The sequence below is a fragment of the Pseudoduganella aquatica genome (assembly GCF_009857595.1).
In the GTDB taxonomy this organism is placed as follows: Bacteria; Pseudomonadota; Gammaproteobacteria; order Burkholderiales; family Burkholderiaceae_D; genus Rugamonas; species Rugamonas aquatica_A.
On record NZ_WWCU01000036.1, the window covers coordinates 24,131 to 47,601 of the forward strand.

Annotated in this window: 17 protein-coding genes; 5 read left to right on the forward strand and 12 right to left on the reverse strand. The window is 68.2% G+C overall.

Features of this window, described 5'->3' with window-relative positions:
- The first annotated feature begins 40 nt into the window (after window positions 1-40).
- Genes GTP77_RS23720 through GTP77_RS23730 form a run of 3 tightly spaced genes read left to right on the forward strand, consistent with a single transcriptional unit; the run spans window position 41 to window position 4,349 of the window.
- Window positions 41-1,717, forward strand: coding sequence for an MFS transporter (locus GTP77_RS23720; RefSeq protein ID WP_161074630.1), 1,677 nt, complete (start codon window positions 41-43; stop codon window positions 1,715-1,717).
- The gene (locus tag GTP77_RS23725; protein ID WP_161074631.1) at window positions 1,714-2,961 is read left to right on the forward strand and encodes an HlyD family secretion protein; all 1,248 of its coding nucleotides are present in this window, start codon (window positions 1,714-1,716) and stop codon (window positions 2,959-2,961) included. Before GTP77_RS23720 ends, GTP77_RS23725 begins: the two co-directional genes overlap by 4 nt.
- Window positions 2,958-4,349 (forward strand): efflux transporter outer membrane subunit, encoded by a 1,392-nt coding sequence (locus GTP77_RS23730; RefSeq protein ID WP_161074632.1) that lies wholly within the window; start codon window positions 2,958-2,960, stop codon window positions 4,347-4,349. Before GTP77_RS23725 ends, GTP77_RS23730 begins: the two co-directional genes overlap by 4 nt.
- A gap of 69 nt (window positions 4,350-4,418) precedes the next feature.
- On the opposite strand, the gene GTP77_RS23735 is transcribed toward GTP77_RS23730, so the two are convergent.
- Genes GTP77_RS23735 through GTP77_RS23755 form a run of 5 tightly spaced genes read right to left on the reverse strand, consistent with a single transcriptional unit; the run spans window position 4,419 to window position 11,237 of the window.
- Entirely contained in the window at window positions 4,419-4,883 is a 465-nt protein-coding gene (locus GTP77_RS23735; RefSeq protein WP_161074633.1) for an AraC family transcriptional regulator, read from the reverse strand.
- A 10-nt stretch (window positions 4,884-4,893) separates the two neighbouring features.
- Window positions 4,894-8,016, reverse strand: coding sequence for an efflux RND transporter permease subunit (locus tag GTP77_RS23740; protein ID WP_161074634.1), 3,123 nt, complete (start codon window positions 8,014-8,016; stop codon window positions 4,894-4,896).
- Window positions 8,017-8,025: 9 nt separating this feature from the next.
- Complete coding sequence (locus GTP77_RS23745; protein WP_371869388.1) at window positions 8,026-9,195, reverse strand: efflux RND transporter periplasmic adaptor subunit; 1,170 nt, start codon at window positions 9,193-9,195, stop codon at window positions 8,026-8,028.
- Window positions 9,196-9,207: 12 nt separating this feature from the next.
- The gene (locus tag GTP77_RS23750; RefSeq protein ID WP_229202324.1) at window positions 9,208-10,632 is read right to left on the reverse strand and encodes an efflux transporter outer membrane subunit; all 1,425 of its coding nucleotides are present in this window, start codon (window positions 10,630-10,632) and stop codon (window positions 9,208-9,210) included.
- Entirely contained in the window at window positions 10,629-11,237 is a 609-nt protein-coding gene (locus tag GTP77_RS23755) for a CerR family C-terminal domain-containing protein (RefSeq protein WP_229202325.1), read from the reverse strand. The genes GTP77_RS23750 and GTP77_RS23755 overlap by 4 nt, the downstream gene beginning before the upstream one ends.
- Window positions 11,238-11,463: 226 nt before the next feature.
- Here GTP77_RS23755 and GTP77_RS23760 point away from each other — a divergent pair, with 226 nt between their 5' ends.
- Together GTP77_RS23760 and GTP77_RS23765 are read left to right on the forward strand one after the other, a co-directional pair.
- A complete protein-coding gene (locus GTP77_RS23760) occupies window positions 11,464-12,882 on the forward strand; it encodes a DUF1800 domain-containing protein (protein ID WP_229202327.1) in 1,419 nt (472 codons plus the stop codon).
- Window positions 12,883-12,891: 9 nt separating this feature from the next.
- On the forward strand, window positions 12,892-14,121 hold the full coding sequence (locus GTP77_RS23765) for a DUF1501 domain-containing protein (RefSeq protein ID WP_161074636.1): 1,230 nt from the start codon (window positions 12,892-12,894) through the stop codon (window positions 14,119-14,121).
- A 127-nt stretch (window positions 14,122-14,248) separates the two neighbouring features.
- Here the strand turns inward: GTP77_RS23765 and GTP77_RS30905 are convergent, their stop codons facing one another.
- The 7 genes from GTP77_RS30905 to GTP77_RS30740 all read right to left on the reverse strand — a co-directional run bounded on the left by GTP77_RS30905 (window position 14,249) and on the right by GTP77_RS30740 (window position 23,413).
- Complete coding sequence (locus tag GTP77_RS30905) at window positions 14,249-16,258, reverse strand: patatin-like phospholipase domain-containing protein (RefSeq protein WP_161074637.1); 2,010 nt, start codon at window positions 16,256-16,258, stop codon at window positions 14,249-14,251.
- Window positions 16,259-16,531: 273 nt separating this feature from the next.
- The gene (locus GTP77_RS23775) at window positions 16,532-17,362 is read right to left on the reverse strand and encodes a response regulator (protein WP_161074638.1); all 831 of its coding nucleotides are present in this window, start codon (window positions 17,360-17,362) and stop codon (window positions 16,532-16,534) included.
- Between the two features lie 28 nt (window positions 17,363-17,390).
- On the reverse strand, window positions 17,391-18,743 hold the full coding sequence (locus GTP77_RS23780) for a hybrid sensor histidine kinase/response regulator (protein WP_161074639.1): 1,353 nt from the start codon (window positions 18,741-18,743) through the stop codon (window positions 17,391-17,393).
- Window positions 18,744-18,824: 81 nt separating this feature from the next.
- The gene (locus GTP77_RS23785; RefSeq protein WP_161074640.1) at window positions 18,825-19,562 is read right to left on the reverse strand and encodes a 2OG-Fe dioxygenase family protein; all 738 of its coding nucleotides are present in this window, start codon (window positions 19,560-19,562) and stop codon (window positions 18,825-18,827) included.
- Window positions 19,563-19,614: 52 nt separating this feature from the next.
- Window positions 19,615-21,672 (reverse strand): TonB-dependent receptor, encoded by a 2,058-nt coding sequence (locus GTP77_RS23790; RefSeq protein WP_371869391.1) that lies wholly within the window; start codon window positions 21,670-21,672, stop codon window positions 19,615-19,617.
- Window positions 21,673-21,719: 47 nt separating this feature from the next.
- A complete protein-coding gene (locus GTP77_RS30735) occupies window positions 21,720-22,583 on the reverse strand; it encodes an ATP-binding protein (protein WP_371869389.1) in 864 nt (287 codons plus the stop codon).
- Window positions 22,505-23,413: a PAS domain-containing protein gene (locus tag GTP77_RS30740; RefSeq protein ID WP_229202329.1), complete on the reverse strand. Its 909-nt coding sequence runs from the start codon at window positions 23,411-23,413 to the stop codon at window positions 22,505-22,507. Before GTP77_RS30740 ends, GTP77_RS30735 begins: the two co-directional genes overlap by 79 nt.
- Window positions 23,414-23,471 lie beyond the last annotated feature (58 nt).

Genomic DNA, 23,471 nt, shown 5'->3' on the forward strand with positions numbered 1-23,471 from the left:
CTATGCTCATGCTTAGGGCTCACCACTACGGCGATGATGCATGGACGTTTACGCACCGCAAACATGGCTACCGCATGAGCGCCCGCTGCTGCCGGGTTCTCCCTCCACGCCGCTCCATTCGGACCGGCGCCGTCTCGCCTACCTGATCGTCGGTTTCATCGTCGCCATGACGGGCGGCCTGGGGAACGCCCTGGTCACCGTCAACCTGCCGTATGCGCAAGGCTCGCTGGGCGTGTACGCGGCCGAGATCCAGTGGCTGCCGGCCGCCTATGTGATGGCCAACGTGTCCATGAACCTGCTGCTGGTGAAGTTCCGCCAGCAGTACGGCCTGCAGCTGTTCACGGAGCTGTTCCTCGGCCTGTACGCGGTGGCCACGCTGGCGCACCTGTTCGTGCACGGCCTGGCCTCCGCCATCGCGGTGCGCGCCGCGCACGGCATGAGCGGCGCGGCGCTGACGGTGCTGGGGCTGTACTACGTGCTGCAGGCCTTCCCGGCGCAGCACCGGCTCAAGGCGGTGGTGCTCGGCGTCGGCTTTCCGCAACTGGCGCTGCCGATGGCGCGCCTGTTCTCGTCCGAGTTGCTGGAGATAGGCGAGTGGCGCGGCCTGTATTTCTTCGAACTGGGCATGGCCTTGCTGGCGATGGGCTGCGTGCTGCTGCTCAAGCTGCCGCCGGGCGACCGCGTGAAGGCCTTCGAGAAACTGGACTTCCTCACCTTCGGCCTGTTCGCGCCCGGCGTGGCGCTGCTGTGCGCCGTGCTGGCGCTGGGGCGCACCGTGTGGTGGTTTGAATCGCCCTGGCTGGGCTACTGCCTGGCCGGCTCCATCGTGCTGATCGCGGCGGCGCTGCTGGTGGAGCACAACCGCTCCGCGCCGCTGCTCAACACGCGCTGGCTCAGCACCGGCATGATGCTGCGGCTGGCCGCGTCGGTGCTGCTGATCCGCATCGTGCAGTCCGAGGCGGCGGGCACGGTGGGCTTCCTGCAGGCGCTGGGCCTGAACAACGACCAGATGCAGACCCTGTGGCTCATCACCCTGGTGGGCAGCGTGGGCGGCATCGCCGTCAGCGCGCTGACCATCACGCCGGCGCGCATCCAGCCCTCGCTGATGATCGCGCTGGCGATGATGGCGGTGGGCGCCTTCATGGACAGCCGCGCCACCAACCTCACGCGGCCGGAGCAGATGTATGTGAGCCAGTTCCTGCTGGCCTTCGGCGGCACCTTCTTCCTCGGGCCGACCTTTGTGTCCGGCTTTGGCGCGGTGATCGCGGCGCCGCGCAACCTGATCAGCTTTTCTCTGATGTTCACCATGTCGCAGAACATCGGCGGCCTGCTCGGTTCTGCCATCGTCGGCACGGTGCAGGTGATGCGCGAGAAATTCCATTCCAGCCAGCTGGTGGAAAACCTCACGCTGCTGGACCCGCAGGTGGCGGCGCGCGTGCAGTCGGGCGGCGCGGCGCTGGCCGGTTCGCTGGCCGATGCCGGCACGCGCAACGCGCTCGGCGTGGCGCAGCTGGGCGCGGCCGCCACGCGCGAGGCCAACATCCTCGCCTACAACGACGTGTTCCTGCTGATTGCGGCGGTGGCGGTGGCCACCATTTTGTGGATGCTGCTGCATCACTTATGGAATATCTGTACCGCTTGCAGGCCGGCGCCGCTGGCGCAAAATGCGCAGACGGCCATGGCCAATGTCTCCCTCAATAACTCCGGATCGAAATGAGCACAACTACGCCGCCAGAATCGAGCGCTACCCCTACGCCCGCTCCCGTGCCAGCCGCGCCGGCGGCGCCTCCCGCGACGCCTGCACCGCCGCAGCCGGACAGGCGGCAGCAGTGGCTGTCCGCCGCCGGCTTCCTGCTGGTGGCGCTGGCCGGTGTGCTGGTGGTGCTGTACGCGTGGCGGCTGCCGCCGTTCAGCACGCCCATCGTCAGCACCGAGAATGCGCTGGTGCGCGGGCAGGTGACGGTAATCGGCACGCAGCTGTCCGGCTACGTGGTGGCCGTGAAGGTGCAGGACTTCCAGCATGTGATGGAGGGCGACCTGCTGGTGCAGATCGACGACCGCATCTACCAGCAGCGCTATGAGCAGGCGCAGGCGCAGCTGGCGGCGCAGAAGGCCGCGCTGGCCAACTGGGAGCAGTCGCACCGCAGCGCCGAAGCGAGCATCCTGCTGAACCAGGCCGCGCTGGCCAACGCCGAAGCGCAGGCCGTGCGCTCGGTGGCGGACCTGAAGCGGGTGGAGGCGCTGGTGGCGGACGGCTCGCTGTCCGTGCGCGAACAGGACCAGCAGAAGGCGGGCAAGGCCCAGACCGCCGCCGCCGTGGCGCAGGCGCGCGCCAGCCTGGAGATTTCGAAACAGGCCGCGCAGACGGTGGTGGTGAACAAGCTGTCGCTGCAGGCCGCCGTGGCCAACGCCGAAGCCGCGCTGAAAGCGGCCAAGGTGGACCTGGACAACACGCGCATCACCGCGCCGTCGGACGGGCAGCTGGGGCAGGTGACGGTGCGCCAGGGCGCCTACGTCAACAGCGGCGCGCAGCTGATGGGGCTGGTGCCCAGGCAGATGTGGATCATCGCCAATCTGAAGGAAACGCAGATGAACGACGTGCGCATAGGCCAGAGCGCCACGTTCAAGGTGGACGCGCTCAATGGCGCAGTGATGACGGGGCAGGTGGAACGCATCTCGCCCGCCACAGGCTCCGAATTCAGCGTGCTCCCGGCGGACAATGCCACCGGCAACTACGTCAAGATTGCCCAGCGCATACCGGTGCGGATACGGATAGACAGCGGGCAGGGCGAGGCCCACCGGCTGCGGCCCGGCATGTCGGTGATCGTCAGCATAGACACGTCCTCGGTGCGTGACGATGAGGCGCCGAAACCGGGCAAGCCGCGCGCGGCCGCGGCCGCGTCGGCTGCCGCTGCCCCGGCCGCATCGGCCACAGCGCCCACTGGTGGAGCGCGGCCGTGAAGCGCGCGAGGCCCGCACCGGCTGCGGCCTTGCTGGCGGCCGTGCTCATCGCCGGCTGCGCCGCCAAGGTTGGGCCGGCGCCGCAATCGACCTTGCAGACGCCGGCCGAATGGCGCACCCGCGTCGGCCCCGGCAGCGATGCGCGCCCGGTGGAGCAGCAATGGTGGCAAGCCTTCGGCGACCCCGCGCTGAGCGCCCTCGTGGCCCGCACGCTGGAGCACAACGGCGACCTGCGCATCGCCCGCGCCCGCGTGGCCGACTACCGCGCCCGCGTGGCGGCGGCGCGCGCCAGCCAGCTCCCCAGCGTCACCGGCAGCGCCAGCCCGACGCGCACCCGCGCGCTGGCCTACAACGGCGTCCCTTACGAAACCAATCTGTTCCAGGCCGAACTCCAGGCCAGCTATGAAATCGACGTGTGGGGCCGCCTCGCCAACCTGACCGACGCCGCGCGCGCCGCCTACGCCGCCGAGCAAGCCAGCGCCGACGCGGCCGCATTGTCGATCGCCGCCAGCGCCGCCTCCGGCTACCTGAACCTGCGCGGCCTGGACGCGCAGCTCGAACTGGCGCTGGCCACGCTCAAGCTGCGCGAAGAATCGCGCGAGCTGGCGCGCAAGCAGTTCGAAGTGGGCTACAGTTCGCGGCTCGAATGGCTGCAGGCGCAGGCCGAATACCAGGCGGCGGCCGAGCAGGTACCGCAACTGCAGCGCCAGATCTTCGAGCAGGAAAACGCGTTGTCGGTGCTGAGTGGCGGCAATCCCGGGCCGGTGCCGCGCGGCGTGCCGCTGTCCGGACTGGCGCCGCCGCCGGTGCCCGGAGGACTGCCATCGGACCTGCTGCGCCGTCGTCCCGACATCGCCCGCGCCGAGCAAAACCTGCTGGCCGCGAGCGCCACGCTGTCCGCCACGCGCGACCAGCTGCTGCCATCATTCAGGCTGACGGCGGTGGGTGGCCTGCAGTCGACCGTGTTCAGCGAATTCCTCAAAGACCCCACGCATTTATGGCGCCTGACGGCAGCCGTCGCCGGACCGTTGTTTGAAGGCGGCCGCGTACAGGCGCAAACCGACTCCGCCGCTTCGGCACGCGACCAGGCGGCCTACGCCTACGAGAACGCCGTGCGTGCCGCCTTTGCCGAAACCGACAACGGCCTGGGCGCCATCCAGCGCCTGCGCGAGCAGGCCGTGCAGAACGACGCCCGGCGCGCCACGGCCGCCGAAACGCTGCGCATCGCGCGCAACCGCTACCGCAACGGCTACGCCTCCTACCTCGAAGAACTGGACGCGCAGCGCACGCTCTACAGCGCCGACGTGCTGCGCCTGCAACTCAAGACGCGCATGCTGATCGCCTCGGTCGACCTCTACCGCGCCCTCGGCGGGGGCTGGAGCCGCTAGCGGCGCTGGCGGGTTACGCAGCTGCGCCGCTAACCCGCCCTACGCGTATCTATGACCCCTTTTTTGTGTTTACTTGATGGGGATGCAGAGCTCGCATTGGAAGACGCCGGTGGCGGCGTCTTCGCTGTAGTCGGCGGGGTAGCGCTCGAAGCAGGGGCCGGGGATGGTTTCGTAGCCGCTGGCGGGCAGCGCCTGGCTGTAGAAGGCGCCCCAGGCGGCGCCGATGCCGCTGGCGTCGCCCCGGTAAGCGGCGACCGCGTAGCGGCCTCCGGGCAGCACGGCCGTGGCGGCCGGCGCCTCGGCGGCGTAGCCTTCGTCGACTTCCACGCAGGCGTCGTAGCGGCAGCGCTCCGGCGGCGTGGTGCTTGGGTCGTCCTGCGCTACGCCGTAGGTGGTGCGCGCCATCAGTCCGTGCGCGGCGCGCCAGGGATTGAAGACGTCGCGCCAGAAGCTGCCGATGGCGGGGCCGAAGGGACCCGTGTAACGCAAGTAGGCTACTTTGCGCGGCGGCAGGTCCATCGCTTTGATGTCCATGTGCGTCTCCTTATTTGGCGATTTCACTTGGGCTGGCGGGCAGCGGCGCCGGCGCGTGCTTGTGGCGGCGCAGCTTGTCGCGCAGGCGCTTGAGCAGCCCTTCCAGATCGTCAATGTAGGTGAAGACGGCCGGCACTACAAGCAGGCTCAGTAGCGTGGACGTGATCAGGCCGCCGATCACGGCAATCGCCATCGGCGAGCGGAAGCTCGGGTCGGCGCCCCAGCCCAGGGCCAGCGGCATCATGCCCGCGCCCATGGCGATGGTGGTCATCAGGATGGGCCGGCTGCGCTTGTGGCAGGCGTCCACCAGCGCGTCGAAGCGGTTCATGCCGTCCTGGCGCGCCAGGATGGCGTAGTCCACCAGCAGGATGGAGTTCTTGGTCACGATCCCCATCAGCATGATCAGGCCTATCATGGACGGCATCGACAGCGCGTTGCGCGTGATGAGCAGCGCCACGAAGGCGCCGCCTATCGACAGCGGCAGCGCGGCCAAAATCGTCACCGGCTGCATGAAGTCCTTGAACAGCAGCACCAGCACACAGTAGATGCAGATCACGCCGATCAGCATGGCCAGGCCGAAGCTGGCGAACAGCGCGGCCATCTCCTGCGCGTCTCCCAGCTCTGCGATCTTCACCGACGGCGGCAAATTCTTCATCGACGGCAGCGCGCGCGCTTCTTCGTTCAGTTCGCCCAGCGTGCGGCTGCCTAGTTCGACGTCCAGCGTGACGTTGCGGCTGCGGTTCAGGCGGTCGATCTGCGCCGGACCCGATTCCATGCTGATGTCGGCCACTGTGGAGAGCAGCACAGGGCCGTTCTTGCCGGGCACCGTCAGGCGGCCGATGGCGTCCAGGTCGGCGCGCACGGCGTCCGGCAGCTTGACGCGGATCGGCACCTGGCGCTCGGGCAGGTTCATCTTGGTCAGATCGAAGTCGTAGTCGCCGGCCGTGGCCACGCGCACCGTTTCGCCGATGGCGTTGGCGGTCACGCCCTGGTCGGCGGCGCGCGCGAAGTCGGGCCGCACGATGATCTCGGGCCGCACCAGCGAGGCGCTGGAGCTGACGTTGCCGATGCCTTTCATGGTGCGCAGTTCTCGTTCCACCTTCTGCGCCGCTTCGGTCAGCGCGATCGGGTCTTCGCTGCGCAGCACCAGCTGCATCTTGACGCCGGTGTCCGGCGGGCCGACGTTGAAGCGCGCGCCGGGGATGTTGTCCAGCTTGGCGCGGATCTGGGTTTCCAGGTCCGGCAGCGATTCCTTGCGGTCGGTGCGGTGCACGGTGGTCAGCGTCAGCACGGCGCGGCGCGCTTCGGCCGCTGCGCCGGGGGCGAAGGCGTCGCCGCTGGAGCCGCCGCCGATGGAGCTGAACACGCCGGTGATGCCTTTCACCTGCATCACGGCCAAACGGGTCTGCTCGGCGACGGCGCGCGTTTCGGCCAGCGTGGAGCCGGGTGGCAGTTCGATGTTGACGTTGGTCTGGGCGCGGTCGGCCGGCGGCACGAAGCCGGTCGGCAGCAGCGGCACCAGCATGATGGAGCCGATGAAGAAGGCGCCGGAGGCGATGGCGGTAATGTGGCGGTGGCGCAGGCACCAGCGCATGAGCGTGATGTAGCGCGTCATCAGCCAGCCGTCTTCCTCGTCCTTGTGCGGCACGGGCTTCATCAGGTAGGCGGCCATCATCGGCGTGAGCAGGCGCGCCACCACCAGCGAGGCCAGCACGGCCAGCACGGCGGTCCAGCCGAACTGCTTGAAGAACAGGCCGGGCACGCCGCCCATGAAGGCGGTGGGCAGGAACACCGCCACCAGCGCGAAGGTGGTGGCGATCACCGCCATGCCGATTTCGTCGGCCGCCTCCATGGCCGCTTCCATCGGGGTTTTCCCCATGCGCAGGTGGCGCGAGATGTTTTCGATCTCCACGATGGCGTCGTCCACCAGCACGCCCACCACCAGGGCCAGCGACAGCAGGGTCACGGTGTTGAGGGTGTAGCCGAACCAGTACATGCCGAGGAAGGCCGGCAGCACGGACAGCGGCAGCGCGGCGGCGGCCACCAGCGTGGCGCGCCAGTCGCGCAGGAACCACCACACCACCAGCACGGCCAGCAGCGCGCCTTCGTACAGCAGCTCCATCGAGCCGACGAAGTTTTCCTCGACCGGGAAGGCGTTGTCGATCGATTGTTTCAGTTCGATATTGGGGTAGGCGGTGCGCAGTTCGGCCACGGCCTTCTGCACGTCGGAGGCGACCTGGGTTTCGCTGGCGCCCTTGGTGCGCAGCACTTCGAAGGCCACCACGCGCTTGCCGTCCTGCTCAGCCACGGCGCGCGGCTCGGCCACGGTGTCGCTGACGATGGCCACCTGGCCCAGGCGGATATGACGGCCGTCCGGCAGCGGGATGTCCATGTCGGCCAGCGCGGCTGCGGTCTGCACGGTGCCTATGGTGCGCACCGACTGCTCGGCGCCGCTCACGTCGCCGCGTCCGCCCGGCGCTTCCTTCTGCACCTGGCGCAGCTGGCGCGATACGTCCAGCGCGGACACCTTGAGGGCGGCCATGCGGGCGTCGTCCAGCTCCACCCGGATCTCGCGCGACACGCCGCCCATGCGCTTGACCGCGCCCACGCCCGATACGCTGAGCAGCTTCTTGGACACGTCGTTGTCCACGAACCAGCTCAGTTCCTGGTCGTCCAGCGCGCGGCCGGCGCCGGTCTTGGAGGCGGCGGTGAAGGTGAGTACGGCGCGGCCGGCGGTGGTCACTTTGCTGACCACGGGGTCGCGCAGCTCGCCCGGCATGTCGGCGCGCACTTGCGCCACCGCGTCGCGCACTTCATTGACGGCGTCCGAGATGTTCTTCTCGAGGATGAATTCCACGGTCACGGTGGCGTTGCCGTCCAGGACCTTGGTGTAGATGTTCTTGATGCCTTGCAGCGTGGCGACCGAGTCTTCGATCTTGCGCGCCACTTCGGTCTCCAACTGGGCCGGCGCGGCGCCGGGCAGCGAGGCGCTGACGGTGACGATGGGCAGCTGGATGTCGGGGAAATCCTGCACCGGGTTGGCGCGGTAAGCCAGCAGACCGGCGAGGGTCAGCAGGGCGAACAGCATGATCGCCGGGATGGGATTCTTGATTGATAGGGATGAGAAATTCACTGCCGCTCCTTACTTGGCCTTGGCCACTTTGTTCGCCGAGGCCGGGGCGGGGGCGGCGGCGGGCGTGATGGGCGCCACGTTGTTCACCAGGTCGCCGTCGTTCAGGAAGCCCGCGCCGCTTACCACCACCGGCGTGGCGGCGTCGATGCCACCCAGGATTTCGATGCGGTCGGACAGGCGGCGGCCGGTCTGCACCTTGATGCGGCTGACGCGCTTGTCCGGATTCAGGCGGAACACGTAGCTGAAGCCATCGCGCACGGCCACGGCCTGCTGCGGCACGGTCATGGCGTCCGAGTTGCCCAGCTCAAAACGGCCGCTGGCGAACATGCCGGCCTTGAAGGCGTTCGCTTCCGCGCCTTTGGGCGCGGGCAGGTCCACGTAGACCAGCGCGTAGCGGCTCTGCGGGTCGATGGTGGGGGCCACCATGCGCACCTTGCCGGCCAGTTCGGCGCCGTTGGCGGCTTTCACGACGGCGCTGGCGCCGGGTTTAATCTTGGGCAGGTCGGCCGCCGTCACTTCGGCGCGCCATTCCAGGCGGCCCTGGCGGATCATGCGGAACAGCTCCGTGCCGGCGCCCACCACGGCGCCGACGGTGGCGCTGCGGGCCGAGATCACGCCGCTGTCCGGCGCCACCACTTGGGTGTACTTCAGGCGCAGTTCCTGCGTGGCCAGCGCGGCCCTGGCGGAGGCGATGCGCGCCTTGCCGGTCTGCTCCGCGGTCATGTACTGGCTGATCTGCTGGGCGCTGAGCGCGCCGGTGCTTTCCAGCGAGCGGGCGCGGGCGGCGTTGGCCGAGGCTTCTGCGGCGTTGGCTTCCGCTTCCATCACGGCGGCGCGGGCCTGCGCCAGGTCTGCGTTGACGGTGTCGGCCGAGAAGGTGGCCAGCACCTCGCCCTTGCGCACCACGTCGCCCACGTTGACTTTCACGTCGGTCAGGCGCAGGCCGTTCGATTCGCTGCCGATGCTGGCTTCCTGCCAGGCGGTGACGTTGCCGTTGGCCGTGAGCGTGATGGGCAGGCGCGCGGCGGAGGGCTTGGTGGTGGTGACGGTGAGGGCGGCCTTGGGGGCGTCTTTTTTCTCTTCGGCTGCGCCGGCCAGCGGGGCGTGCAGGGCGAAGGTGGCAAACATGAGCAGTGCCAGGGGCTTGAGCGCGTATTTATTCATGGTCTTGGTGTGCATTTTTGGTTGTTCTTAGTTGTTTGCCTGGGCCGGGACGACAGCCGAAGCGGTCCAGCCGCCGCCGGCGGCGCGGTACAGCGCCACCCAGGCGTTGCTGCGTTCCTGCTGCAGGCTGACCACGTTGTTCTCTGCGGCCAGGCGGCTGCGGCGCGCGTCTTCCAGTTCCAGCAGGCTGGCCAGGCCGTTCTTGTAGCGGTCTTCAATGGCGGTGAAGGCGGTGCGATAGCCTTGGAGCGAAATCTCGGCGTCGCTGGCGCGCTCGCCGGTGCTGTTGAGCGTGACCAGGGCCTGCTCGACTTCTGCCACGGCCTTGCGCACGCTGCCGCGATACTGGCTCACCGCCAGCTCGTAGCGCGCCTGCGCGGCGTCCACGTTGGCGCGGCGGCGGCCGGCGTCGAACACCGGCACCGAGATGGCCAGCGGACCCAGGGTCCAGGTGTCGAGCTGGGTGTTCTCGCCGCCGCTGTGGAAGTTGGCCGCGCCCACGGAGCCGGACAGCGACAGGCGCGGATAGCGCTGCGCCTGCGCGCCGCGCACTTCGAAGCTGGCGGCTGCCACTTCCTGTTCTGCGGTGTAGACGTCCGGCCGCTGGCTCAGGGTTTGCGCGGGCAGTACGGCGATGGCGATGGCCGGCGCCGGCACGGCGGTGGCGGCGGCCAGTTTGGCGCGCAGCTCCGGTTCGGCGATGGCGGTCAGCGCCACCAGCGATTTCACGCCGATGTCGCAGGCGGCGCGCTGTGCGCTGGCGCGGCTGCGGCCATCGGCGGCGCTGGCGCGGGCCAGGGCGGAGTCCGACGGCGACAGGAAGCCGGCCTTGCTGCTCAATTCCGTCAGGCGCGCGGTGTAGGCGCGCGAGCCGGCGTCCTGCACCGCAACCTTGAGCAGCTGCTCGCAGGCGCGCAGGCCGTAGTACTGGTTGGCCGTTTCTGCAGCGACGGACACGCGCGCTTCGTGCCAGCCGGCGTTGGCGCTGTTGAAGCGCGCTTCGGCCGCGTTGCGCGCGGCGCGGCCTGCGCCGAATATGTCGATCTCCCACGACGCTTGCAGCGCCACCTGGCTGGTGGTGCCGGTGGGGATGGAGGACTGCTGGTTCTGGCGCGCCACGCTGCCCGCCACGTCCAGCGAGGGCGCCAGCGCGGCGCCGGCCGCCACGCGCTCGGCGCGCGACTGGGCGATGCGCGAGCGGGCCGAGGCCAGCGTAGGGCTGGCCGCCTGGGCGGAATCGATCAGCTGCACCAGCAGCGGGTCGCCCTGGTTCTGCCACCAGTTGTTCAAGTCCGTGAGATTGCCGTTGTGCGGCAGCGGCGCCTGCCACTGCGGCGGCGCGGCGGCGTCCACCTTGGCGGGCGGCGCGTTCAGGGCGCAGCCGCCCAGTGCCATCGCCACTGCCATTGCGGTTGCCATCGCCATCGCCGGCTTGTGCTTGTTTGTCGTCATGCTGTTTTTTCCTTGATGCGGATTTTTTCTGCGTCTACCAGTGCCGTCGCGTAGTCGCTCAGGCGTTCGGTCCAGGTGGCGATGGCTTCCGGTCCGGCCATCAGCTGCGGCTTGATGGTCTTTACCACGTCGCCCGCCATCATCAGCATCAGCGCCATGGAGGCGATGCTGAAGGCGAGGCGGTGGGTTTCGTCGTCCGGCTTGTCCTGGCCGAGGTGGCGCGCCAGCACGCGGCTGAACGCTTCATGCTCGGGGCGGATGCCGTTTTCTATCTCGCTGGCCCAGATGCCGGTGGGCTCCAGCATTTCGCGGAACCACAGGCGCATGCAGGTTTCCATCATGTCGCCTTCCTTCAGCGGCGCCAGCATCTGGTTGAAGAAGCCTTGCAGCGATTCGCGCAGCGTGAAGTGCGGCTGGTCGAACATGGCGATGTTGTCTGCCGGGGAGGGCGAGAGTGCGGTGAAAGCGGCGCGGTACAGGCCGGCCTTGTCGCCGAAGTAGTAGCTGATGGCGGCCACGTTCACGCCGGCGGCCAGGGCAATCTCCCGCGTGGAGGCGCGCGAATAGCCCTGTTCGGCGAACAGGCGTATGGCCGTGATCAGCAAGCGCTCGCGCGATTGCTCTCCGTCCGACCGTGATTTTTTTGTTCTGGCTTTATCGTTCATGATGCCATTTGACCATGCTATTCAGACAAAATCAATAAGTTAATCGATCGTTTGATTAAGTTACTGATGCGTTGTAACAACTGCTTACAATCGATACACGGCGGTGTGGCTGGACGGACCCTGCTGGTATAAAGTCATGCTTATAACGACATCAAAGAGGCTAAACATGAGTGCGCGCAGCTGGTTTGCATCGATGATTCTCCTGGCGGCCGTGCAGGCCGCTCCGGCGGCGCTGGCCGCGCCCCCGCAGTTGAGCGGGCAGGCTGCCGCCGCGCATGTGCTGAACCGGCTGGCCTACGGCCCGGCGCCGGGCGACATCGAGCGCGTGACGCAGATGGGCGTGGCGCGCTATATCGACAGCCAGCTGCATCCCGAATCGCTGGAGCTGCCCGCCGCGCTGAGCGAGCGCCTGGCGGGCCTCGATACGGTGCAGCGCAGCAGCGGCGAAGTGCTGGGCGACTTCCTGGCCGTGCGCGACATGGTCAAGGACGAAACCGAGGACGCCAAAGCCATGCGGCGCGAAGTGCTGGCCCGCATCAACAACCAGACCGCCGAAGCGCGCATTGCGCGCGCCGTGGGCAGCCCGCGCCAGCTGGAAGAAGTGATGGTGGATTTCTGGTTCAACCATTTCAACGTCTTCTCCGGCAAGGGCCAGGTGCGGCCGCTGGTGGCCAGCTACGAGCGCGACGCGATCCGGCCTTATGTGTTCGGCTCCTTCCGCGACATGCTGGGCGCCACCGCCAAGCACCCGGCCATGCTGTTCTACCTGGATAACTACCTCTCCAAGGCCGGGGGCCTGAACGAGAACTACGCGCGCGAGCTGATGGAGCTGCATACGCTGGGCGTGGACAAGGGCTATACGCAGAAGGACGTGACCGAGCTGGCGCGCATGCTGACCGGCTGGAGCTTCGCCCCGCGCCAGCTGGTGGCGCGCAACGAGACCTTCCGCTTCGACCCCAAGCGGCATGACAACGGCGACAAGCAGTGGCTGGGCCGCGTGATCAAGCCGCAGGGCCAGGCCGAGGGCGAATACGCGCTGGACGTGCTGGCCGTGCATCCGGCCACGGCGCGCCACATCAGCTACAAGCTGGCGCAGTATTTCGTGGCGGACGAGCCGCCGCCGGCCCTGGTCGAACGCATGGCGCAGACCTGGGTGGCCAGCAAGGGCGACATCCGCTCGGTGCTCAAGACGCTGTTCGCCAGCGATGAATTCATGTCGCCGGAGGCGCAGGGCGCCAAGTTCAAGACGCCTTACCAGTTCGTGATCTCGGCGGCGCGCGCCGGCAATTCCGCGATGGCCGAAGTGCGGCCGGTGCTGGGCGCGCTGGACCGCCTGGGCATGCCGCTGTACGGCTGCCAGACGCCGGACGGCTACAAGAACACGCAATCGGCCTGGCTGAATCCGGACGCGCTGAGCCGGCGCATCGGCTACGCCACGACGCTGGCGCAGGGTGTGGATGCTGCCGTGGTGCAGGCGGCGCTGGGCGAGGCGGTGTCGGAGCGCACCCAGGGCATCGTGGCGGCCAGTCCGCAAAAGATACGCACTGCCATGCTGCTCGGCAGTCCCGATTTCATGCAACGCTAGGAGCAGGCCATGCAACGCAGAGACTTCCTGAACGCTTTCGCCGCCGGCGCCGGGCTGATGATACCGCTGGGCCGCGAGGCCTGGGCGGCCACCTCGGTGCAGCGCCCCACCGACCGCAAGCTGATCGTCGTGATGCTGCGCGGCGCGGTCGATGGCCTGAACGTGGTGGCGCCCATCGGCGACGAGAACTACACCCAGCTGCGGCCCAGCATTGCGCTGGCCGCGCCGGGCAAGGACAACGGCGCGCTGGACCTGGACGGCTACTTCGGCCTGCACCCGGCGCTGGCGCCGCTGATGCCGCTGTGGCGCGAGAAGAAGCTGGCCTTTGTGCATGCCAGCGGCTCGCCGGACACCACCCGCTCGCACTTCGACGCGCAGGATTACATGGAGTCCGCCACGCCGGGCGTGAAGAGCACGCCGGACGGCTGGATGAACCGCCTGATCGCTACCTTGCCGGGCACGTCGACGCCCACGCGCGCGGTCAGCGTGGGGCCGACCATGCCGCGCATCCTGAGCGGGCAGGCGGCCGCCATCAATATCGCCAACGGCTCGGCGGCGGGCAAGCCCGGCGTGCTGGACCGGCCGCAGCTGGCGACGGCCTTCGATCAGCTCTATATGGGCCATGAGCGCTTTGGCAAGGTGTATCAGGACGGGCGCGAGGCGCACAAGGAAGTGATGGCGGCGACGATGGCCGAGTCGATGGCGGCGGACGGCGGCGCGCCGCTGCCGAACGGCTTCCCGGACGACGCGGCGCGGCTCGCGGTCCTGATGCGCAACGACCCCAATGTGCAGATGGCGTTCTTTGCGCTGGGCGGCTGGGACACGCATGCGAGCCAGGGCGCGGGCACAGGGCAGCTGGCCAACCGGCTGGCGCCGCTGGGGCAGGGCCTGGCCGTGCTGGCGCAGAAGCTGGGGCCGATGTTCGAGGACACCACCATCGTGGTCATGTCCGAGTTCGGCCGCACCGCGCGCGAAAACGGCAACGGCGGCACCGATCACGGGCATGGCAATGTGATGTGGGTGCTGGGCGGCGGCGTGGCGGGCGGCAAGGTGCTGGGCGACTGGCAGGGCGTGGGCAACGGGCAGCTCAACGAGGGGCGCGATCTGCCGGTGACGACGGACTTCCGCACGGTGCTGGCGAATATCGCCGAGCGGCATCTGCGCTTGAGCGACACCCAGCTGGCGCAGGTGTTCCCGCGCATGCCTTCGTCGTCCGGGTTGCGCTTGCTGCGGGCCTAGTTCGGCGGGTTACGGCGCTTCGCGCCTAACCCGCCCTACGATGAACGTGATGGTGCGATGAACGCGATGGTGTGATTGTGCGATGGTGCGTAGGGCGGGTTAGCGCAGCGTAACCCGCCGGTCTTGGCTACAGATTCGGCGTCAGCTTCATCTCGGGGCGTGGCCGGTACATCCTGTCCTCCATGCTGTCGCCGCTGGCGCTGACATGGGCGCCCATCGCTTCCAGGTCCGAGAGCAAGTCGTTCGCCAGTATTTTTTCATTCGTGCCCAGGCGTTTGCTGCGCGCCACCGCCGCGCGCCAGCGCGCCGCCGCTTCGGGCGCGCCGGCGTGCTTCGCCAGCCGTTCCAGATTGCCCAGCACCGACAGCACCTGCACCTGCTCGTGATTGTCCCAGCCGTTGCCGCCGCCTTGCGGATGGAAGCGCCGGTACAGCATCTCGGCCGCACAGGCGCCTGCGTCGCCCAGCCGCTCCACCGCTTCCTTCGGCATATTGAGATTCAGCCCGCCTTCGCCCGGCCGCAAACTGATTTGCACGATGCGGTCGCGGTAGCCTGGATAGGGAAACAGGATCTCGTCGCGCCAGCTGTGCATGGTGGCGAAGATATTGCCCAGGAAGCCGAACAGCCCGGCCGGCGTGGCGTCGTCCGTCGCGGCCCAGTAGCGCAGCCGGCCTTGGTTGTTATCGCTGGGCAGATAGACGCGGCCATCCAGCCCGCATTGGGCGGCATCCTCGATCGGGTACTTGGGATGCGCTTCTTTCAAATTGATGGCGAAGGTGGGATGCTCGGGCAGCAGCGTGTCGAAGAAGTGCAGCGGCATATTGCTGGAGATGCCGCCGTCCGAGAACCAGATGCGTTTCAGCTTGCTGCTGTCGGTGTAGTCCTGCGCGTAGAGCGGGACGGCGGACAGCAGCAGCGGGAAGCTGAGGCTCATCCGCACCGCCACCACCACGGGCGTGTCGGCCGGGTCGCACAGGCGCACCAGAGGGCTGCCGTCCGGCGCGGCGAAGGGGCCGGTCTGCGGAGGTTGCGGCGCTTGCTGCAGCAGCCAGTCCATCACGGACGGCGGGAATAGCTGTGCCCATTCGGCGGGATGGAAGTAGAACCCGCCCGAGCCGTCGCGGAAGGGCAGGGCGTAGGGCATTTGCTGGCTGAGCGCCGTGGTGACCACTTCCAGGTTGATGGCGCGGTTCTCTGGGGCTGTGGAGGTCTGCTGGCCCCACAGGTCGCCGAAGGTGAGCGGCCGGCCGGGGGGCAGGCCGGCCAGCTGGTTCAGGTAGAGGGAGAGCCAGTCGGTGAGGGCGGTCACGGCGTCGCTGCCGGTGCTGCGCCCGCTGCACAGGCCGTACTGGTTGCGGTGCAGGCCTTGCAGCAGCGCGGCGGCCGAGCGCCAGGCGCCCCAGCCGAAGCCGGTGGCGACGCAGAGCGGCACCAGCAGCAGGAAGGGCACTTGCAGGCCGATGTTGAGCGGGCCGGCATGGCCCGGCAGGCCGGCGATTGCGGCAGCCAGCACCAGGTAGCCCGCGGCGGCAGCGCAGGCCAGTTCAGCGGCCAGGCGCAGCCATGCGGGGCGCTGGGCCGCCGTGGGCGGAGTCGGAGAGGCCGGGGGCGCGGCGGGAGCCTGCGCTGGCGCGGGCAGCAGCGCGAAGGCGCGGTGGGTGAGCCAGGCGGCGCCGGCGGCAGTGGCCAGCATGGCCAGCGTGGTGGCGGCGCTGCGCAGCGCCGTGAGGTGGGTGGAGAGCATGACCAGCGGCGCGATCAGCAGCAGCGCGGCGCCCACTACCGTCGGCCAGTGGACCAGCGCTGCGGCGATGCCCAGCGCGGCGCGCAGCTTGTCCTTGGCGTCGATGTAGCGCATGGCCATGTCGAAGTGGGCTTGCAGCGCGGGGGCGGGCTGGAACAGGCGCGCCAGCCGCGAGCGCCCTTGTTCCTGCGCTTGCAGTTCTTCGGGCAGGCCGGCAAGGCTGGCGAAGGCTGCCGGCTGGCGGCCGCTCTGGCGTCCGCATTCGGCTGCGGCGCAGGCTGCGGCGGCGATCGCGCCGGCGGATGTGCCGCCGATGTTCTTGAAGGCGTAGCCGCGCGCCAGCCGGGCGATCAGCTTGGGGTAGACCACGCCGCTGGTGATGCCGCCTTTCATGACCAGGTCGCAGTGCGGCAGCGTTGCCGGATCGAGTTTGTCGGTGGGGGTGATTTGGCTCTCCTTTTGCTTTGCTGGCGGCGCTGGCGGGTTACGCAGCTTTGCTGCTAACCCGCCCTACGATTTCAGGTATCGGCGTGCGGTTCGGGCAAAAAAATGCCCGCGTCGGGCGCGGGCTGAATCCAATGTTCGGAGAACGGTTGGAGGAGACAGTTCCACTATAGCCGCGTTTTTGTTGCACCGCAATACCGTATAAATACGATGTCTATCTATTCATTTTGGCAGTTGCGCCAAGGCCGCCGAAAGGCATGCCTCCAGCGCGCGGGCCAGTTCCTGCGGTTCCAGCGGATGCGCCAGCAGCAGCGCGGGCGCCACGCCGGGCGGCAGCAGGCCGTCCAGCGGATCGTCCCGTGACGATGTAATCAGCACCAGCGGCACGCCGGCCCATGCCGCCTGGTGGCGTGCCAGCGCGAGCGGCAGGAAGGCGGTGTGGCGGCTTTGCGTGGTGTCCGCGTCGCACAGTATCAGGTCGAATTGCTGCCTTGCGCAATGGTCCGCCTGCTCGGCGTCCGCCGCCACCGTGACAGCGTAGCCATAGTGCGCCAGGATGCTGGCCACCAGGCCGCAGTCGTCCGGCGCGGCGTCGAGCAGCAGCAGGCGCGCGCGGGGGGCTTCGGTGGCCTGCGGGGTGGCGCTTTCGGACCGGCCTCCGGTCTGCGGTGCCTGGCCGCGCAGCGCCGCCGGCAGGAAGGTCTCCAGCGAGGGGATCAGCGTGTCCGGTTCCAGCGATTTGGGCAGGTGGCCGTCAAAGCCGGCCGCGCGCAGTGCGGCGCCGCCGTCCGAGACCGGCAGCGCGCTGGCGGCCAGCACCGGGATGGCGGCGGTGGCCGGGTCGGCCTTGAGTGCGGCCACCACGCCGTAGCCGTCCAGTCGGGGCAGGTGGATGTCGCAGATGATCAGGTCGGGAAGCAGCTCGCGCGCCATGGCCACGCCCTGCAGGCCGTCGCCCGCGCCCAGCGGAATGTGGCCGAACGCGGTCAGCAAGTAGCTCATCAGGTCCATATTGGCCTGGTTGTCTTCCACGATGAGGACACGCGCCGCCATACCGCTCCCTGCTGCCCGTCCGGGCGGTTTATTTTTTGCTCTTCATCGCCAGCGTGAAGGTGCTGCCGTGTCCGAAATCGCTGCTGAAGAACAGCGAGCCGCCGATCAGGTTGGCCAGGTTCTGGCACAGGTACAGGCCCAGGCCCGCGCCTTCCGCGTGGCGGGTGGAGGTCGAATCGAGCTGCGAGAAGGCCTGGAACAGCTTGGCCTGGTCTTCCTCGCGGATGCCGGCGCCGCTGTCGGCCACGGCGAATTCGGTCACCACGCCGTCGCCGTCGGCGCGCTGGCTCAACGTGATGCGCACCGTGCCTTTCTCGGTGAACTTGATGGCGTTGTTGGCCAGGTTGATCAGGATCTGCGTCAGCGCGCGGCGGTCGGTTTCGAGGGTGACCGGCTGCGGCGCCACGTCCACTTCCAGCGCCAGGCCCTTCTGCTGCGCCAGCGGGCGCAGGGTGTCGGCCACTTCGGCGATCAGGTTCTGGCACTGGATAGGCTCGACCGACAGCGTGACCTTGCCCGCTTCGATCTTGGCCACGTCCAGGATGTCGTTGATCAGCGAAAGCAGGTGGCGCGCGCTGTTGCGGATGGTGTTGAGCTGCTTGTCCTGCTCACCGGTCAGCGGGCCGGGAAGCTTCATCAGCAGCGCGCCGGTGAAGCCGATAATGGCGTTCAGCGGCGTGCGCAGCTCGTGCGACATATTGGCGATAAAGGCCGATTTCATGCGGCTCGCTTCGGCCAGCTCCAGGTTCTTCAGCGCGATTTCGCGGTTGATGGTTTCCAGCTCGCCGGCGTGGTGGGCCAGGCGCATGTTCAGCTCTATCACCTGGCGTTCGCGCGCCTGCAGTTCGCTGTTGACCTGCACCGCCTGTTCGTAGGTGGAGATCAGCAGGTCAAGGATCTGCTGGCGCTCGGCGTTGATGAAGTGCTTCTGGTCCCCCAGGTAAAGCGCGATGCCCACTTCCATGTTTTGGTTGCGGCGCAGCTTCTGGTTCACCAGCATGTGGCCGATGCGGTTCAGCAGGTAGTCTTCGGCATAGGGCTTGCGGATGAAGTTGTCCGCACCGCACTCGATGCCTTTGATGATGTCCTTGGGGTCGGTCAGCGAGGTGACCAGGATGACCGGGATGTCGCGCAGCACGGCGTCGGACTTGATGGCGCGGCATAGTTCGTAGCCGTCCATTTCGGGCATGACGATGTCCGACAGCACCAGGTGCGGCTTGCGTTCGCGGATCGCCTCCAGCGCCAGCCGGCCATTGGCGGCCACGCGCGCCTTGTAGCGCACGGACTGGATCAGGCGGCGCAGCCGCTCGGCCTGGGTCGGACTGTCCTCGACGATGAGGATTTCGATTTCATCCGGTTCGATCTCGTAGCTGGAGTCCACGGACTGCCTCCAAAAATTGGTTTTCAAGCTATGCTGACTCTAAGGTAACTATAAAGGATTTAACTATCAAGCTGGGAAATTTCATGGCTGTGCGCCCTGGAACTGGCCGGCGCGGTAGGTGAGCACCAGCGTGTCGCGGTGGCCGTGCTGGGCCAGCGGCTGGATGGGTGTCGATTCGTGGATCACGGTGGCGTCGTCCAGCAGCAGCATGGTCCAGGGTTCGGTCATGGTGAAGCGCTTGCCGTTCGGGCCATCGGCTTCAAAGATGCGAGTCTCTCCGCCTTTGATGCCGTGGCGGCCGATCAGCAGCACGGCCACGTAGTCCACGCCGTCGCGGTGCGCGCCTTCCGGCGTGGGGCGGCCGATGCCGTCCGTGGTGTCGATGCGGAACTGGTGCGCCTCTATGTACCAGGGCTGCGGCGCGCGCGCGGCCGAGCAGGCGTCGCCGACGGCGGTGATCAGCTGGCGCCAGGCCGGCTGCGCCACGGTGTCCGGTTCCATGGGCTCGAACAGCCGGTGCATGCCGCCGTGCAGCGCGTTGTATTCCAGCGGCTGCCAGTGCGGGCGGTGCGCGGTCTGCGCCAGCGCGCCGTCCTTCTGGATGAAGCAGGAATGGCGGCGGCGCCGGTAGCGGCCGCCGTCTTTCAGGTAGTTGTCCAGTTCAAGGTGCTCCCAGCTCGGCACCAGGGCGTTCAGCGCCTCCAGCGTGGTGCCGGCCAGCGCGGCGACATGTTCGGGATGCAGCAGGGCGTAGCCTTCGCTGCGCAGCGCTTCGGTAACGCGCTCGGGCGCGGTGTAGATCGGGGCGTAAGTCGTCATTGGAACGGGGGTACGGGTATGCTCGGCGATGGAGTCGTCTATTCTACGACGGTTAGAAGCTCCGCGTGAGCATCAGCCGGAATGAGCGCGATTCGATGGGGTGGAAGTGGACGTCGTCCACCGGCTGCGTTTCGCCCTTGAGCCGGGAGGCGTAGTAATAGTCGATGGCCGACACGCGGCGGTTGGCCAGGTTGAAGGCCTCCAGCTCCAGCTGCATGCCGCCGGCGAATTTGTAGCCGATGCGGCCATTCAGCGTCTGGCTGGCGCGCGAGCGCACGCTGTTGTCCTCGGCCAGCGGGCGCGGACCGAACCAGCGCAGCCGCAGTGCGCCGGACCAGGGCCCCAGCTTGTCCACCGTGAGCGCCAGCTGGGCCACGCCTTCCACCGCGCCGGGGATGTAGGCGGCGCCTGCCGCACGGGCTTCCGCGCCACGGCTGCGCGCGCGGGCGAAAGCCAGGTCCGCGTCCACGCTGAGCCATTTGAAAGGCTTGTAGTAGTTGGAGAACTCCACGCCGTAGCGGCGGCTCGGATCGCCCGCCTCGGTGGCGCCGGCGTCGCCCACGTAGCTCAGTTCGAAATCGAAGTCCAGGCGGTAGACCGACAGCGAGGTTTGCAATCGCGGCAGCCATTCGCTGCGCACGCCCAGCTCCAGGCCGCGCGAACGCACCAGCGGAGCGTCCGCCGCGACGGCGCCGCGCGCGTCGTTGCTGTGGAAGCCGGTGCCGGCGTTGGCGTAGAACTCGGTCAGCGCCCAGGGGCCGAATACGGCGCTCAGGCTGGGGCTGAGCAGGCGGTCGCTGGCGCGGCCTGCCGGGTGTTCCAGCGCGCTGGCGCTGCCCGCCTCGGAAGGACGCACATCGAAGCGATAGGCGTCGGCGCGCAGGCCAGCCGTGGTGCGCAGCACCGGGGACCAGCGCGTGCTGTTTTCCACGTACAGGCCGGCGCTGGTTTCCACGATATGATCGGCCCGGGTGGTGGCCACGGCGCGCCGCGCCACGGTCTTGTACAAGCCGTTGAAGATATTGTCGTTCTGGAGCTGCAGGCCGACCGTGGTGATGGAGCTGGCCTCGCCGATGTGCGCGTGCCAGGCGTGGCTGGCGTCCACGCCGCTGGTGACGCGGCGGTCCGGCTGGGCGAACTGGTCGCCGTTCACCGGGTCGTCCATGAAGTAGGTGAAGTTGGAATACAAGTCCAGCTGGTTGGCGATCAGGTAGGCGCCGACCTTGGCGGCCGTGTCCTCGCCGCTGCGCTGCCAGGCGCCGGACAGGCTGTAGCGGTGTGCCTTGCCGCCGTCGGTGTTGTCGATGCCGTCGTAGCGGCCCAGCAGGCCTTGCTGCACGGCGCGCAGCGGAATCTGGTCGGTGGCGTTCCAGTCCGCGTTGTAGGCCATGGCCGTGACGGTAAAGCCGTTGTTGGCGTAGCCCTGGCTGTAGCGCAGCACGCCGTTCAGTTTTTTGTAGTCGTCGCCGCGCGTGTACGGGCCGTCGTTGTGCAAGGCTTCGATCGCGTACAGCAGCGCGCCGTTATTGGCTTCGTTCACGCTGGCCGAATCGGCCAGCAACGCGCGGCGGTAGCCGTTCTGCCCCACGCTGGCGCTGGCCACGCCGCGCACCAGGCGGTTGGCGTAGATGATGGAGGCGGCGCCGGCGGAGGCGAAGTCGCCTTCCTCGGCCGAATAGGGGCCTTTCTTGTAATCGAGGCGCGCGGCCAGTTCCGGGATCAGGAAATTGAGGTCGGTCCAGCCCTGGCCGTGGGCGTGGCTGCGCTGGTTGACGGGCATGCCGTCCACGGTGGTGCGCAGGTCGGTGCCGTGGTCCAGGTTGAAGCCGCGCAGGTAGAACTGGTTGGCCTTGCCCTCGCCGCTGTGCTGGCTGACGATCAGGCCGGGCGTGGCCTCCAGCAGCTCGCCGGGCCGGTAGGTGGTGCGCGCGGCCAGCTGCTGCTGCGTGACGCTGCCGTCGCCGGCCGCGTCGGCGATGCCAAGCTGGCTGGCGCGCGAACCGTCGATCAGCACGCGCTGCATCAGCGTATCGTCGGCGTGGGAAGCGGAAGAGGCCAGCAAAGTACACAGCGCGGCGGCCAGCGCGAACGGAGTAGGGCGAAATAGCATCATGGCGGGCAGTATAGCCGCAGCCCCCCCCTTTTTACGAGTCCGGCCTATTGCAGTTTCTTGATGATGTCCGACAGGCGGTAGGGTTTGCCGATGAGCTCGAACTGGTCCACGTCCTTGTGCTGGGCGCTGAGCGTGGAGGGTAGGTAGCCGGAGGCCAGGATGATCTTCAGGCCGGGCTGCGCCTGCCGGGCCGCGCGCGCCAGCTCGATGCCGCTCATGCCGGGCATGACGACGTCGCTGAACAGGATGCGCAGGTCCGGGTGGCGGCCCAGGATTTCCAGCGCTTCGGCGCCGTTGTTGGCCGGCAGCACCTCGTAGCCCAGGCTGGTGAACAGCTGGGCGGCCATGTCGAGCACGTCGTTCTGGTCGTCCACGACCAGCACTTTTTCTGCCGCGCTGCCGTGCGCCGATTCCTGCGGGCCGATGCCGTGTTCGTGCGCCGGGAACAGCAGCGAAATCGCCGTGCCTTTGCCGGGCTGGGACTCGATGCGCAGCTCGCCTTTGGCCTGCTGCACCATGCCGTACACCTGGCTCAATCCCAGGCCGGTGCCTTTGCCCACTTCCTTGGTGGTGAAAAACGGCTCCATGGCGCGGCGCGCCACCTCGGGTTCCATGCCGCAGCCGCTGTCGCGCACGGTCAGGCATACATAGGCGCCGGGCGGCAGCGCACCGCCGCCGCCCTCGTGCATTTCCACGCTGGTCTCGATAACGATGTCGCCGCGTTCGCCGCCGTCGCCGATGGCGTCGCGCGCATTGACCACCAGGTTCAGGATGGCGGATTCGAGCTGCTGCACGTCGGCCAGGATTTCGGGCAGGCCCGGGGCCTGTTTCAGTTCGAGCTGCACGTTGCTGTGCACGGCGCGCCGCAGCACCGCTTCGAAGGAATCGACAATGCGGTTGATGCGCACGCGCTCGGCGCGGAAGGGCTGCTGGCGCGCGCCAGCTCTTCCTCGGCCGTGCGGCGCTCGGTGACGTCGCGCGTGATCTTGGCATAGCCGATCAGCTCGCCCATCGAGTCGATAATGGGGTCGATCACCACATGCGCCCAGAACTGGCTGCCGTCCTTGCGCACCCGCCATCCCTCGCGCTCGAAGCGGCCGTCGCGGCGCGCCGTGGCCAGGGCCTGCATGGGCAGGCCCGCCGCCCTGTCCGGTTCAGTGTAGAAGCGTTCGAAATGGGTGCCGGTCACCTCGTCCGAGCCGTAGCCCTTGATGCGGCGAGCGCCCTCGTTCCAGTTGGACACCAGCCCTTCCGGAGACAGCATGTAGATCGCGTAGTCGGTTACGCCCTGCACCAGCAGGCGGAATCGCTCCTCGCTGGCGTGCAGCGCCTCCTGCTCCTTGCGGCGGGCGGTGATGTCGCGCGTGATCTTGGCGTAGCCGAGCAGCTCGCCGTTGTGGTCGCGGATGGGGTCGAGCACCACGCTGGCCCAGAAGCGCGTGCCGTCCTTGCGGATGCGCCAGCCCTCGTCCTCGAAGCGGCCGGCGTCGCGCGCCACGGCCAGCGCCATGGCGGGCCGCCCGGCGGCGCGGTCATCGTCCGAATAAAAGCGCGAGAAGTGTTCGCCGAGAATCTCCGCCTCGGTGTAACCCTTGAAGCGCTGCGCGCCCGCGTTCCAGCTGGTGACGATGCCTTCCGGCGACAGGGTGTAGATGGCGTAGTCGGTGACACTGGAAACAAACAGGCGCAGGCGTTCAGCTTCAATCGCGCTGGCGGGGCGGAGCGGCTTTTCACTCATGTACGGGTTCCGTTTGCGGCCGCGCCGCGTGAGGGAGGGTTAGCCAGTATAGCCCTAG

What these genes read in the sequence shown, in the direction of transcription:
- GTP77_RS23720 (WP_161074630.1), top strand. Translation starts at nt 41, where the DNA reads ATGGACGTTTACGCACCGCAAACATGGCTACCGCATGAGCGCCCGCTG.
- GTP77_RS23725 (WP_161074631.1), top strand. Translation starts at nt 1,714, where the DNA reads ATGAGCACAACTACGCCGCCAGAATCGAGCGCTACCCCTACGCCCGCT.
- GTP77_RS23735 (WP_161074633.1), bottom strand. Translation starts at nt 4,883, where the DNA reads ATGGACATCAAAGCGATGGACCTGCCGCCGCGCAAAGTAGCCTACTTG.
- GTP77_RS23745 (WP_371869388.1), bottom strand. Translation starts at nt 9,195, where the DNA reads ATGCACACCAAGACCATGAATAAATACGCGCTCAAGCCCCTGGCACTG.
- GTP77_RS23750 (WP_229202324.1), bottom strand. Translation starts at nt 10,632, where the DNA reads ATGACGACAAACAAGCACAAGCCGGCGATGGCGATGGCAACCGCAATG.
- GTP77_RS23760 (WP_229202327.1), top strand. Translation starts at nt 11,464, where the DNA reads ATGAGTGCGCGCAGCTGGTTTGCATCGATGATTCTCCTGGCGGCCGTG.
- GTP77_RS23765 (WP_161074636.1), top strand. Translation starts at nt 12,892, where the DNA reads ATGCAACGCAGAGACTTCCTGAACGCTTTCGCCGCCGGCGCCGGGCTG.
- GTP77_RS30905 (WP_161074637.1), bottom strand. Translation starts at nt 16,258, where the DNA reads ATGAAAGGCGGCATCACCAGCGGCGTGGTCTACCCCAAGCTGATCGCC.
- GTP77_RS23775 (WP_161074638.1), bottom strand. Translation starts at nt 17,362, where the DNA reads ATGGCGGCGCGTGTCCTCATCGTGGAAGACAACCAGGCCAATATGGAC.
- GTP77_RS23785 (WP_161074640.1), bottom strand. Translation starts at nt 19,562, where the DNA reads ATGACGACTTACGCCCCGATCTACACCGCGCCCGAGCGCGTTACCGAA.
- GTP77_RS23790 (WP_371869391.1), bottom strand. Translation starts at nt 21,672, where the DNA reads ATGCTATTTCGCCCTACTCCGTTCGCGCTGGCCGCCGCGCTGTGTACT.
- GTP77_RS30740 (WP_229202329.1), bottom strand. Translation starts at nt 23,413, where the DNA reads ATGAGTGAAAAGCCGCTCCGCCCCGCCAGCGCGATTGAAGCTGAACGC.